Annotated in this window: 9 protein-coding genes and 2 tRNA genes; 10 read left to right on the forward strand and 1 reads right to left on the reverse strand. The window is 27.4% G+C overall.

Features of this window, described 5'->3' with window-relative positions; genetic code table 11:
* Nucleotides 1-58 precede the first annotated feature (58 nt).
* The 4 genes from ACRCYC_RS08815 to ACRCYC_RS08830 all read left to right on the forward strand — a co-directional run bounded on the left by ACRCYC_RS08815 (nucleotide 59) and on the right by ACRCYC_RS08830 (nucleotide 10,132).
* Nucleotides 59-4,303: an acyl-CoA dehydratase activase-related protein gene (locus ACRCYC_RS08815; protein ID WP_438618744.1), complete on the forward strand. Its 4,245-nt coding sequence runs from the start codon at nucleotides 59-61 to the stop codon at nucleotides 4,301-4,303.
* Between the two features lie 124 nt (nucleotides 4,304-4,427).
* Entirely contained in the window at nucleotides 4,428-5,672 is a 1,245-nt protein-coding gene (locus ACRCYC_RS08820) for a sensor domain-containing diguanylate cyclase (protein ID WP_438618745.1), read from the forward strand.
* 132 nt (nucleotides 5,673-5,804) lie between these two features.
* Complete coding sequence (locus ACRCYC_RS08825) at nucleotides 5,805-7,007, forward strand: exonuclease SbcCD subunit D (protein ID WP_438618747.1); 1,203 nt, start codon at nucleotides 5,805-5,807, stop codon at nucleotides 7,005-7,007.
* Nucleotides 7,007-10,132 (forward strand): SbcC/MukB-like Walker B domain-containing protein, encoded by a 3,126-nt coding sequence (locus tag ACRCYC_RS08830; protein WP_438618749.1) that lies wholly within the window; start codon nucleotides 7,007-7,009, stop codon nucleotides 10,130-10,132. The genes ACRCYC_RS08825 and ACRCYC_RS08830 overlap by 1 nt, the downstream gene beginning before the upstream one ends.
* Before the next feature lie 82 nt (nucleotides 10,133-10,214).
* Here the strand turns inward: ACRCYC_RS08830 and ACRCYC_RS08835 are convergent, their stop codons facing one another.
* The gene (locus ACRCYC_RS08835; protein ID WP_438618750.1) at nucleotides 10,215-11,135 is read right to left on the reverse strand and encodes a patatin-like phospholipase family protein; all 921 of its coding nucleotides are present in this window, start codon (nucleotides 11,133-11,135) and stop codon (nucleotides 10,215-10,217) included.
* Between the two features lie 134 nt (nucleotides 11,136-11,269).
* On the opposite strand from ACRCYC_RS08835, the gene ACRCYC_RS08840 reads away from it, so the two are divergent.
* The 6 genes from ACRCYC_RS08840 (at nucleotide 11,270) to ACRCYC_RS08865 (ending at nucleotide 13,262) form a co-directional block, all read left to right on the forward strand.
* Nucleotides 11,270-11,464, forward strand: a complete 195-nt coding sequence (locus ACRCYC_RS08840; protein ID WP_438618751.1) for a YwbE family protein — start codon at nucleotides 11,270-11,272, stop codon at nucleotides 11,462-11,464.
* Nucleotides 11,465-11,541: 77 nt separating this feature from the next.
* Nucleotides 11,542-11,617 (forward strand) — tRNA-Met (locus ACRCYC_RS08845).
* Nucleotides 11,618-11,734: 117 nt separating this feature from the next.
* Nucleotides 11,735-12,067, forward strand: a complete 333-nt coding sequence (locus ACRCYC_RS08850) for a hypothetical protein (RefSeq protein WP_438618753.1) — start codon at nucleotides 11,735-11,737, stop codon at nucleotides 12,065-12,067.
* Nucleotides 12,068-12,153: 86 nt separating this feature from the next.
* Nucleotides 12,154-12,229, forward strand: a tRNA-Met gene (locus tag ACRCYC_RS08855).
* A gap of 80 nt (nucleotides 12,230-12,309) precedes the next feature.
* Complete coding sequence (locus ACRCYC_RS08860) at nucleotides 12,310-12,966, forward strand: pentapeptide repeat-containing protein (RefSeq protein ID WP_438618754.1); 657 nt, start codon at nucleotides 12,310-12,312, stop codon at nucleotides 12,964-12,966.
* Nucleotides 12,967-13,004: 38 nt separating this feature from the next.
* A complete protein-coding gene (locus ACRCYC_RS08865; RefSeq protein WP_438618755.1) occupies nucleotides 13,005-13,262 on the forward strand; it encodes a hypothetical protein in 258 nt (85 codons plus the stop codon).
* Nucleotides 13,263-13,422: the final 160 nt, after the last annotated feature.

Here is a 13,422-nt window from a genome sequence, read left to right on the forward strand (position 1 = left end):
ATATATCTCAAAAGACAAATATAGACAACGATATAACTGAAATAATGAGGTGATATATATGATGGAAACTTTCAATATAGGTATTGATGTTGGATCAACTACAGTAAAAGTAGCTGTATTAGATAATAATAAAAATATAGTATTTAAAGAGTATAAAAGACATTTATCAGATATAAAAAATGCTGTCAAAGAAGTATTAGATAATACTTATAAAGTTATTGGGAATAAAAATGTGTCTCTAGTCATAACTGGATCAGGTGGAATGAGTTTAGCAAACAACTTAGGAGTAGATTTTGTTCAAGAGGTAATAGCTAGTAGCAAAGCTATTGAAATTTATAATCCAGAAACTGATGTGGTTATAGAGTTAGGCGGAGAAGATGCCAAAATAATTTATTTAACAAATGGTGTAGAACAAAGAATGAATGGAGTATGCGCAGGTGGTACAGGGTCTTTCATAGATCAAATGGCGACACTTTTAAAAACAGATGCTTATGGACTAAATGAATTATCTAAAAATTATAAAAATATATATAGTATAGCTGCAAGATGTGGAGTATTTGCAAAAACAGATATACAGCCACTTATAAATGAAGGAGCTAGAAAAGAAGATATAGCAATGAGTATTTTTCATGCTGTAGTAGTTCAAACTATTAGTGTCTTAGCTTGCGGAAGAAAGATACAAGGAAAGGTAGCATTTTTAGGTGGGCCATTATATTTCTTATCCCAATTGAGAGAAGCATTTGCAGATGTACTTAATTTAAAAGAAGAGGATATTATTTTTCCTAAAGATGCGCAATTATATATAGCAATAGGTGCAGCTCTATCGTGTGGAAATAAAACTATTATGCTAAGTCAATTGTTAAAAAAAATAAAAAATTTAAAAGTTGGAGAAAGTTTAGCTGAAAGTGGACTTGAACCTTTATTTAAAAATGAAAGTAAATATGCTGAATTTAAAGAAAGACATGACAAAAATATTGTAAAAACTAATGACCTATCTACGTATAGTGGAAATTGTTTTTTAGGTATTGATGCAGGGTCAACTACAACAAAGGTAGCCTTAGTTGATGAAGATGGGAATTTGTTATATTCAGATTACAGAAGTAATGAAGGAAATCCGCTAGAGTCTACTATATATATTTTAAATGATATATATGATACTTTACCAACTACAGCTAAAATAGTTAATTCTACTGTCACAGGATATGGAGAAGCGCTACTTAAAAAAACTTTTAAAATAGATATTGGGGAAATTGAAACAATAGCTCATTATAAAGGTGCTAAATTTTTCTCACCTAATGTAGACTTTATACTCGATATAGGTGGGCAAGATATGAAATGTTTAAAAATAAATAATGGAGTTATAGAAACTATAATATTAAATGAAGCCTGTTCTTCAGGATGTGGTTCTTTTTTAGAAACTTTTGCAAAATCACTACAACTAGATATAAAAGAATTTTCTAAAAGAGCTTTATATTCTAAAAATCCAGTTGATTTAGGATCAAGATGTACTGTTTTTATGAACTCAAGAGTAAAACAAGCACAAAAAGAAGGAAATACAGTTAATGACATAAGTGCAGGACTTTCTTACTCAGTTGTAAAAAATGCTTTATACAAGGTTATAAAGGCAAAGTCAAAAGAAGACATAGGTAAATTCCATGTAGTTCAAGGTGGAACTTTTTATAATGATGCGGTATTAAGAGTGTTTGAAATTTTGACAGATCGAGAAGTTATAAGACCTAATATTGCTGGAATAATGGGGGCATTTGGAGCTAGCATTATTGCAAAAGAAAAGTATAATAAAGGATATAAAACATCTCTTTTAGACAAAGATGGAATCAATTCAATACATTTAGAAATAACTACTACTAGATGTGGAAGGTGTTCGAATAACTGTTTATTAACTATAAATAGTTTTGGAAAATCAGATAGATTTATATCAGGAAATAGATGCGAACGAGGAATAGGTTTACAGAGGTCTGAAAATAAAAATATTAATTTATTTGATTATAAATATAAAAGAGTATTTAATTACGAAAGTTTAGAAATAAATCAATCAAAAAGAAAAGAAATAGGAATACCTAGAGTTTTGAATATGTATGAAGATTATCCACTATGGCATACAATATTTACAAATTTAGGATTTAAAGTAGTACTATCTAGCCGATCTTCAAAAGATTTATATGAAAAGGGAATGGATTCGATTGCTTCAGAATCTGTTTGTTATCCAGCTAAGATGGTGCATGGTCATATAAATGATTTAATTGAAAAAGGTATTAAAAATATATTTTATCCATGTATAAGACAGGAACACAAAGAATTTGAAAATGTTGATAACCATTTTAATTGTCCTATTGTTATGTCTTATCCAGAAGTTATTAAAAATAATATTTCACAAATAAAAGAAAATAATATTAATTTCATAAATCCATTTTTACCGATGGATAATAAAAATGCTCTAAAGAAAAAATTATATGAAGAATTAAACAAAATTAAAAGTTATGACGATGAGTTTATTGAAATAAGTAAAGAAGAAATAAGTAAAAGTGTGGAACTTGGATTTACTGAGTATGAAAAGTTTAAAAGAGATATACAAAATATGGGTGAGACTAAATTAAAATATATTGAAAAAAATAATATTAAAGGTATTGTTTTAGCTGGTAGGCCATATCATATTGATCCTGAAATAAACCATGGTATACCCAATCTTATAAACTCTTTGGGTATGGCTGTTTTTACAGAAGATAGTGTGTGTCATTTGGGTGAAATAGATAAATCTTTAAGAGTTGTTGATCAGTGGGCCTATCACTCAAGATTATACAGAGCAGCAAGTTTTGTAGGGTCTAGAAGTGATTTGTCTATTGTACAATTAAATTCATTTGGATGTGGGCTAGATTCAGTTACTACTGATCAAGTTCAAGAAATTTTAACTAGTGAAGGTAAAATTTATACATGCATAAAAATTGACGAAGGAAACAACTTAGGTGCAGCTAAAATAAGATTGAGGTCTTTAAAAGCTGCTATCCAAGAAAGAGAAAATAATAATATTGAGGGTTTGAAAATAAAAAAAACATATGTAAAAAGTAGTTTGAGTAAATCAATAAAAGAAAATTACAATATTTTAGTGCCTCAAATGGCTCCTATCCATTTTGATTTAGTAGAACATAGTGTGAAGTCTTGCGGATATAACATGGTATTGCTTAAAGAATATGAAGGGGCTGTTGAAGAAGGTTTAAAATATGTAAATAATGACGCTTGCTATCCGGCTATAATTGTTATAGGACAAATAATTAAAGCTCTTAAAAGTGGTAGATATGATTTAAGCAAAACGTCTGTAGCAATAACTCAGACAGGTGGAGTTTGTAGGGCAACTAATTATATTGGATTTTTAAGAAAAGGATTAAGCGATGCAGGATATGGAAATATACCGGTATTGTCATTATCTGTAAATGGAGATGAAAAAAGCAATTTATACAGTGTATTCTCTTTAAGTCTTATAAATAAAGTTTTGATGGCTGCTATTTATGGCGATTTACTTATGAAAGTTTTATATAGAGTAAGACCTTACGAAACAGAAAAAGGCAGTGCTAATAAACTTTATAAAAAACATCTGGAAATTTGCAAAAAAAGCTTAGAAAAAGGAAGTTTAACTAAATTTAAAGAAAATATATACAATATAGTTAAAGATTTTGATGAGTTATCTATAACAGAAGAGAAAAAACCAAAAGTTGGTATAGTGGGAGAAATTTTAGTTAAGTTTCATCCATTAGCTAATAACAATATTGTGGACATAGTAGAAAAAGAAGGTGCAGAAGCTGTTGTTCCAGAACTTATAAACTTCTTTTTAAGTTGTGCATTTAATACATATTATAAAGCTGATAACTATTTAGATAAAAAATACAAAAAATTAGGAGGGAAATTAACTATAAGTGCTATATCTATATACCAAAAGCATTATATTAAAGCACTTGAAGAAAGTAAGAGATTTAGTAGTCCAAAAAAAATTGAGGAGTTAGGTAAAATTGCTTCAAATATTATTTCGCTTGGAAATCAAGCAGGGGAAGGGTGGCTTTTAACCGCTGAAATGATGGAACTCATTGAAAGTAATGTTAAAAATATTATATGCATGCAACCTTTTGCTTGTTTACCTAATCATATTACAGGAAAAGGTGTAATAAAAGAACTCAAAAGAGTTTACCCTAATACTAATATTGTTCCTATTGACTATGATCCAGGAGCCAGTGAGGTTAATCAATTAAATAGAATAAAATTAATGTTATCAACTTCGTTTAAAAATTTAAAGTGAAATTTAAAATAAAAACAGATATAATATTTTACTTTTTAAATTATATAATTTATAATATAAAAATTTATTTTGAATTAGTATATAATTATATTATGGTTGAAATTTAAAGGAAGTAGGCGTGAAAATGATTGATAATTTAATTGAAGTAGTCTTCGATACACTACCATATCCTATGTGGATAAAATCAAATGATGGGGTGTTTTTAAGTATAAATAAAAAATTTAAAGAAGTATATATAGATGAAAAGTTAAGTAAGGAAGATATTATTGGAAAAGTAAATAAGGATATATTTCCAGTTGGTAGATATGAAAAATATGATCAAAATCATAAACATGTAGTGGAGAGCAAAAAAGCTATGGTATTTGAAGCTGAAATTAATAATAAAATCACAAAAGCTTATTTAACTCCAATATTAGATGACAGTGAAAATGTAGTGGCTGTTTCAGGAATAGTAAAAGATATAACAGAGACAAAAAAATATGAAGAAAATATAATTAAGCAAAACACTTTATTAGAGACTATAATAAATACTATACCTGACATGATTTTTTATAAAGATAAGGAAAGTAAATATATAGGTGGGAATAAGGCTTTTTTTGAAGATTTTTTTGGAAAAGAAAAATCAGAAGTTATTGGAAAAACAGATATAGAAATACACAAAAGTAAAGAGGTTGCACAATCTTTTATGGAAAGTGATAAAGAAATTATAAAAAATAAAAAGACTCAATATACTAAGGTTGAACTTTTAAACAAAGAAAATAAGTTGGTATATGCAGAAGGCATAAAAAAACCACTAATAAATGAAGATGGAGAAGTATGGGGAGTCGTTGGGATATCTAGAGATATGACGGATAGAAAAGAACTAGAAAAAAAGTTAACTATCATGAGTTATACAGATAAGTTAACTGGCTTATATAATAGGGCTTATTTTGAAGAACAAATAAAAAAGTTAGACAATAAAATATATTATCCTTTAAGTTTAATAATGGGTGATGTGAATGGATTAAAACTAGTTAATGATACTCTAGGGCACCTAGAAGGAGATAAATTGATAATTCAAATAGCTCGGATTTTAAACTTGAGTTGTAGAGATGAAGATATTGTATTTAGGTGGGGTGGAGATGAGTTTATTATTCTTTTACCTAATACCGATTATAAATTAGCGGAAATTGTTTGTGAAAAAATAGTACATAAGTGCAAACAGTCAAATAACGAACAATTACCAATAAGCATATCTTTAGGCATAAGTACTAAAATAGATGATGGAAAAGGTGTAGATGATATATTAAAAGAAGCTGAATATATGTTATATAGAGATAAGATATTAACCAGCAATAGCACTCGAATGTCTTCACTTTATCCAAAATAGTAAATATTTCAATAAAACTTATAGATACATTTATACTCAAAAGTATTTAGATTATATCATAAAAAGCCCTCAGCAAAAATGAGGGCTTTTTATGATATAATCAATATATATATATAACAAGGAGGACAATTTATGAAAATTATTCACACAAGTGATTGGCACATAGGCAAAATAGTAAATGAATTTTCTATGATAGAAGATCAAAAATTCATTTTAAATAAATTGACAAACTTAATAGAAGAAGAAAATCCACATGCCATTATAATAGCAGGTGATATTTATGATAGATCTATTCCGCCAGTAGAAGCTGTAGAGCTATTAAATAAAACTTTAAGTGATCTAATAATAGATAAAAAAATAAAAGTACTAGCTATATCAGGTAATCATGATGGTGGAGAGCGATTAAGTTTTGGTAGCGAAATACTAGAAAAGCAAGGATTGTACATAGCTGGAAGAGATGATGAAATTTATAAACATGTATCTATAAAAGAATATGATACAAATATAAACTTTTATTTAGTGCCATATAAAGATCCTGCATTAACAAAAAAACTATTAGATAATAAAGTTATAAGAAGTCACAATGATGCTATGGTAGCAGTAATAGAAAAAATAAAAGAAAATCTTAATCCAGAGGAGATTAATATCCTAGTAGGTCATGGTTATGTTACTCTCAAAAGAGAAGAAGCAATAAATTGTGCTGAAAATAAATATGAAGTAGCAAATCTTGAAATCTCAGAATCTGAAAGACCGTTATCAATAGGAGGAACAGATTTAATAGATGGAAATATCTTCTCTGACTTTGACTATGTAGCTTTAGGCCATTTACATGGTAGACAAAAAATAGGAAGAGAAGAAATGAAATATTCAGGTTCGCTTTTAAAATACTCTTTCTCTGAAGTAAATCAAAAAAAGGGTGTATATGTGCTAGATACAGATGAAGATAAAAATATAAATATAGATTTTAAAATCTTGAAACCACTTAGAGATTTAAGAGTAATAAAAGGAAATATAGAAGATTTGGTAGATGAAGCTAGGAACCTAGAAGAAGGTAAAGATGATTACATACAAGCTATATTAACTGATGACGGAGAGTTAATGAACCCTATGGAAAAATTAAGGTCAGTTTATCCAAATACTATGTTAATAACTAGAGAACGAAAAAAAGATTTCAGTGAAGATAAAACCTCAGCAAAGGGAGAATACAAAAGAAAAAGTAAGTTAGAATTATTCAAAGAGTTTTACGAAGACTTAGGTAATGGAGATTATACAAAAGAAAAAGAAGATGTTTTGATGAATACTATAAATGAAGTCTTAAAAAGGGAGGTGAGATAATGAGACCGATAAAATTAACTATAAGTGCTTTTGGACCTTATGCAGATAAGCAAGTTATAGACTTTGAAGAACTAAACGGAAGAAATATATTTGTTATATCAGGAAAAACAGGAGCGGGAAAAACTACTATATTTGATGCTATAAGTTATGCGCTATATGGAGAAGCTAGTGGAGAATCGAGAGAAACAGATTCACTGAGAAGTCATTTTGCGGATGATGATGTAGAAACTTTTGTAGAATTAGAGTTTGATCTAAAAGGAGAAAGATATCTTGTAAATAGAGTTCCAAAGCAGAAAAAAAAGAAAGCTAGGGGCGAAGGATATACAGAAAAAAGCGCAGATGCAACACTTACACTACCAGATGGAAAAGTAATTACAAAGGTTACTAATGTTACTAATAAGTTAATAGAGGTATTAGGTATAACCAGGGATCAGTTTAAACAAATCGTAATGCTTCCACAAGGAGAATTTAAAAAATTACTACTAGCTGATTCTTTAGAAAGAGAAGGCATTTTCAGAAAAATATTTAATACTTATGATTTTGAAAAAATTCAAATGGAACTTAAAGAAAAAGCTATAACTTTAAGTAAGAATAGAAATAAAAGCAGAGATGAGATGCAAACCAATTTAAAAAATATAAAAGGGGAGCATGATATAGTTCTTGGAGAATATGTCGATTTTCCTATTGTAATAGAAAAATTAAAAGAACTTATAGAAAAAGAGAATGAAAATTATAAGGTTTTAAATGAAGAAGATAAAAATCTTTCTAGTAAATTAGAGGCTATAAATAAAGAAAAATTAATTATAGAAAATAATAATAAACTGTTAAATGAGAAAGAAGAAGTAGTAAAAACTCTTGAAGAACTTTTAAGTCAACAGGATGGTTTTGAAGCTAAAAAGAAAAATATAATTAACTTTAAAAATGCTAAGGAAGTTAATTATATAGAAGATAAGCTTATAGAAAATAATAATAAATTAGAAGAAAGACAAAAAGATTATAATAATAGTTTAATAAGCATTGAAAACTTAAAAAAAGTTTGTGATATAGCTAAATCAAAATTAAAAATAGAAGAAGATAAAGAACCAGAAAGAGATAAACTTAAGTTAGAAATTGAAAATCTAAAAAGTATAGAACCTAAGATCTCAGAGTTCGATAACTTAAAAAATCAAGTATTAAATCAAGGTGAAAAAGTTAAAGAAGTTAATGCGCAAATAATAAGCAATAAAGAATTTACTGAAAAACTTAAAAAAGAAAAATTAGAAAATGATAATACTTTAAAAGAAATAGCTGCTTTAGAAACTAAAAAAGTAGAGATAGAAAATGATATATCAAATAAAACAAAGATTATTCAAGAAACTAGAGAATTATTTATGTCTATAGCTAGTTATGAAAAAAGCAGAATTAATCACTATAACTTAAGCAAAGAATATGAGGAGTTTGAAAAGGACTATAAAATTATCAAGAAAAACTATGATGATATGGATAATTTGTACAAAAAAGAGCAAGCAGGTATACTTGCAAGTAATTTAAAAACTAATACTCCTTGTCCTGTATGTGGATCTACTAATCATCCAAATCCTGCAACAATAAGAAAGGATTTAAAAGTACCAACAAAGGAAGAATTAAAATTAGCAAAAGAGAAACTAGAGGAAATTGAAAAAGAAAATAATTTAAGGATAAATGAACTAACTAAATTAAATGCTGATTCGAAAAATTATTTTGAAATAGTAAATAATAGTTTAGCTAAGTTCTCAGAGACTTTAAATATAGATAAAATCTATTCTAATAGTACAGGAAATATAGTCAAAGCTAAAGGCCTTGAATTAAAAGATATAATTGATAATTTAAATAAAGAGCTTTTAAAAATTAAAGAAAAGTTAGTTTTAAAAGATTCTATAATAAGTAAAAATATATCTATAGATAATAATATTATAGAAAATGAAAAAGCGTTAAATGCTTTAGAAGAAAATGAAAAAGAATATCTAAAGGAAGTAACTCAAATTAGCACCAAGATAGAAGAATATAAAAAAGAAATTCCACAAGAAATATCAGATGTTAAAATACTTAAAGGTTTAATAGATGTAAAAACGAAGGATTTAAGTGATAGTATAAGTAACTTAAACAAACTAAGAGAAGAGAGTGAAAATAATTCAATAAGACTAGAAGGCGAAATTTCAAAGTCTCAAGAAATAAATAAGTCTATAGATGAATTAAAATTTAGTATAGAAAAAATAGAATTAGAGTTTAAAACTTCTATGAATAAGTTAGGGTTTAAGGATATGGATACTTACCAAGAAGCTAAGTTAAACATTAATTTAATAGAAGAATTAGAAAAACAAGTTGAATCATACAATTCTAAGTTAACTTTATTTAAATCTAAGAAAGAAGATATAAATAATAAAACTAAAGACTTAGAATTTATTGAAGTAACAAATATATGTGAAGAAATAAAAAGGCTTCAAATAATAAAACAAGAGCTAGAAGTTAAGTTAAGAGAATTATATTCTATATTAGAAAATAATAAATTAGTACTTAAAAATGTAGAAGCTCTTAATATTAAGTTTAAAGCAATAGAAGAAGAGTATAGAGTAGTTGGAGAGTTATCAGATTTAGCTAATGGTAGAAAGTCTCCATATATATCATTTGAAAGATATATATTAGCTTCATACTTTGAAGACATAATAGAAGCCGCAAATATAAGACTTGAAAAAATGACGGGAGATAGATTCTCATTAATTAGAAAGAAGAGTAAAAGTAAAGGTGCAGGACAAAAAGGTCTAGAACTTGAAATATATGATAACTATACAGATAGTTCTAGGGATGTAAGTTCATTATCAGGTGGTGAAAGTTTTAAAGCTTCATTATCTTTAGCGCTAGGGCTTTCAGATGTAGTTCAATCTAACGCTGGAGGGGTATCTCTTGAAACTATGTTCGTAGATGAAGGATTTGGAACCCTAGATCCACAATCTTTAGATAATGCGATTGATAGTTTATTGGAGCTTCAAAGAGGTGGAAGACTAGTTGGTATAATATCTCATGTTGAAGAACTTAAAGAAAGAATTGATGCTAAATTGGAGGTAGTAGCGACTTCAAAAGGAAGTAAGGCTGAATTTAATATATTATAAGTTTAAAAATATAAAAACAAAAAGGTCTGAATCTAATCAATTTGATAGAGACCTTTTTGTTTTGTAGCTTATTTTAAATGATTTATAAGTATTTTAAAACATAATTTTCAAAATTCCATTCATTTAAAAATATTTGAGCAGAGTCATAACCAGACATATAAAGACTAGTCATACAATTTTTAGTAATGTCAAAATCAGTTGTTGAAACATTTAATGTAGGTATATTTATAATCCTTACCTTATCTTTTTCTTTAAAATAAACATCTTCATTTGTACGTAGAGAAGTTTGAACTACACTTAACAAGTAAGATAAAGTATTAGGACATTCATTTAATCCATCAATTTCGCTACCTAATAAATTCAGACCGAATGTAGGTAAACTACATAAATCACAACTTTCATCATTATCAAATATCCAGATTGGAAAATTGCTTAATAATCCTCCATCAACTATAAAACAACAATTATTATCATGTTCAATTTTAACTGGATAGTAGTAAAGGGGAATACTGAGACTCATTCTAACTGCTTTTGAAATTTCAAAGTTCATAGGATCTATACCATAGTCGGTTAAATCATCAGGTAAAATAAGTAACTTTTTTCTTGTAACATCTGCAGCAATCATTTTAAGCTTACTTTTTCCATTAATTGAAATATCTTTAAACTTTGTTTTGTTTTTTTCAATAAATTTATCGTGTAAAAAATTTTCAATAGCATTTCCAGAGTGAATTCCTTTATGGATAAAAATACTTAAAAAATCTCCAATTAAAGGTATTGATTGAAGTTTGTTCTTGTCTTTAAAGCTGATATAATCTATATTGTATAATATATCTTTAATTTCATTTGAAGTATATCCTACTGCCAATAGAGAAGCTACAATAGCACCAGCAGAAGTTCCAGCTAAGTTTTCCCATTCATAACCTTCATTTTCTAGACAAGCTATGGCACCTACTAAAGCTATACCTTTAATTCCTCCACCTTTGCACACTAAATTTGCTTTCATGACTAAATTCACCACCGATAGTAAATTTTTTATTACTTTACCATAGTATGAAAAAAAATAAAAAATAGTGTGTGTTATACTATTTTCAGTGTTATACTATGGTAGACAGTGGTAAGTATGGAAGGAGAACATTTATGGATGGAAATAATAGAAATAACATAAAAATAGGAAGTAAGGTATTAGTTGTTCAAAAACAAGATCAACGTAGTGGAAAGTTGACAGAAGGCGAAGTTAGTAGAATTCTTACTAATTCTAAAAATCATCCACATGGGATCAAGGTGATGCTTGAAAGTGGAATTGTTGGAAGGGTAAAAGAAATAAAATCATAATACGTAAATAAAATTCAATAAGCTTGCTATAATTTACTTAATATGTTATCATTATATGTAGATAGAGAAAACAACATCGCGGGATGGAGCAGTTGGCAGCTCGTTGGGCTCATAACCCAAAGGTCGCAGGTTCGAGTCCTGCTCCCGCAACCAATTATAAGCATGGATTATAGGCTCTTATATCTTCAGGTATAGGAGTTTTTTTATTAACATTTATAATCAATCTATAGATTAAAAAACTATAGATATAAACTATAGGGAGTGATCAAGTTGAAACTAGTAAAAAGAGGAATTAAAAAAGAAGATATAACATTAGCTAAAAGATATGCAAAGTGGTATAAAGTAATAGATAATGAAATAAGAGTAATTTTAAATGAAAGTTCTAGAGTCAGCAAAAACAGTGTCGCAAATAACGTGGATTATAAAAATGATAAAGCTTATTTATGTGTAACGGATTTAGAGGGAAGTAAGAAGTTTTATGAAAAACACAAAGACTTAGAGTTAAGATTATATGTTAAAGCAGATGTTGGAAGTTTATACAATGAGTATAAAGTAAATGATTGGTATGTAAATGAAGAAGGATTAGAAATAGATTTAGCTTAATAATTTAAATAAAAAAGTAAATACTTATAATAGGGTTGTTATAATATATGTATTGTGATATTATATAGAAGTAGAGAAAACAACATCGCGGGGTGGAGCAGTTGGCAGCTCGTTGGGCTCATAACCCAAAGGTCGCAGGTTCGAGTCCTGCTCCCGCAACCAATTATAAGTATGAATTACAAACTCTTATATCTTTTGGTATAAGAGTTTTTTTAATATAAGATATATTTACGGAGGATAATATGGCAAAAGTTAAAAAAGTAGATACAGGACTTAAATATAATAAGATACAGAAATTAGATAAAAACTTTATGTATCAAGATTTAAAACGAAGCAATTGTTACAACAGTGATTTTTCAGGATCAAATTTTAACTATACAAGTTTAAGAGGCGCTCATTTTAAATCTTGTAATTTCTACGGATGTAGCTTTAAAAGTGCGGAAATAATAGGAAGTAACTTAAAAAGAAGTAAATTTAAAAAAGTTAAATTTGAAAATACATTATTTGATTCAGTTAATTTAGAAGGTGTAGATTTTGCGGGTGCAGAATTTATAAATACTGTGTTCTTAGAAACTGATATAAGCAAGGCTGTAAATATGAATATAAAAGAATCAGAGGTAAAAATATTTGATAAGATGCCTCAAATCGAAATAAGTGAGAGACTTGAAAATTCACTAAAGTTAGCTATGCAAAATGAATATGTGAAAAAATCAAGAGCATTAGACACTAAAGATGGAACTATCAATACTATAAGTGTTATGATACTTTTAGAAAATTTTAAAGAAAAGCAATTAGTAGATGGATTAAATCTTATAGCTGAAAGAATGGATAAGGATTTTTGTACTTTAAGTTATATAATAAAAACTTTACAAACATATAAGGCTAAAGGTCTTTTATAATAAATACAATGAAGTGTATACACACGTAAGGAGAAATTATGATAAAAAGAGAATTCGATATAAATGATATTGCATATGTAGCAAAAAATAGAAGACTTAAAGCTCATATTGATGGAAGTGAAACTAACACTAAAACTATATCTTTAAAATGCGGAGATGAAGTGAAAATATTAGACTATTATGAAGTTGAAAAATTTGGATACTCATATGAAGCGAAATTTAAAAAAGATGGAACAGTATATATTATAAGAAAACATTTAAGTCAATCAGATTTAAAACCTAAAAATAATTTATAAATAAATTTTTATAGCATCAAACAAAAAAAACGCTTATCTCAAAGAGGTAAGTGTTTTTTTGTTTGCTATTTATAGATATAACAATTTAAATATGGTAAAATATGAAAATAATATGACAATAAATAACAAAATATACAAAAAGATCAATTAAATATAATTA

The sequence above is a fragment of the Paraclostridium sp. genome (genome assembly GCF_051657365.1).
In the GTDB taxonomy this organism is placed as follows: domain Bacteria; phylum Bacillota; class Clostridia; order Peptostreptococcales; family Peptostreptococcaceae; genus Paraclostridium.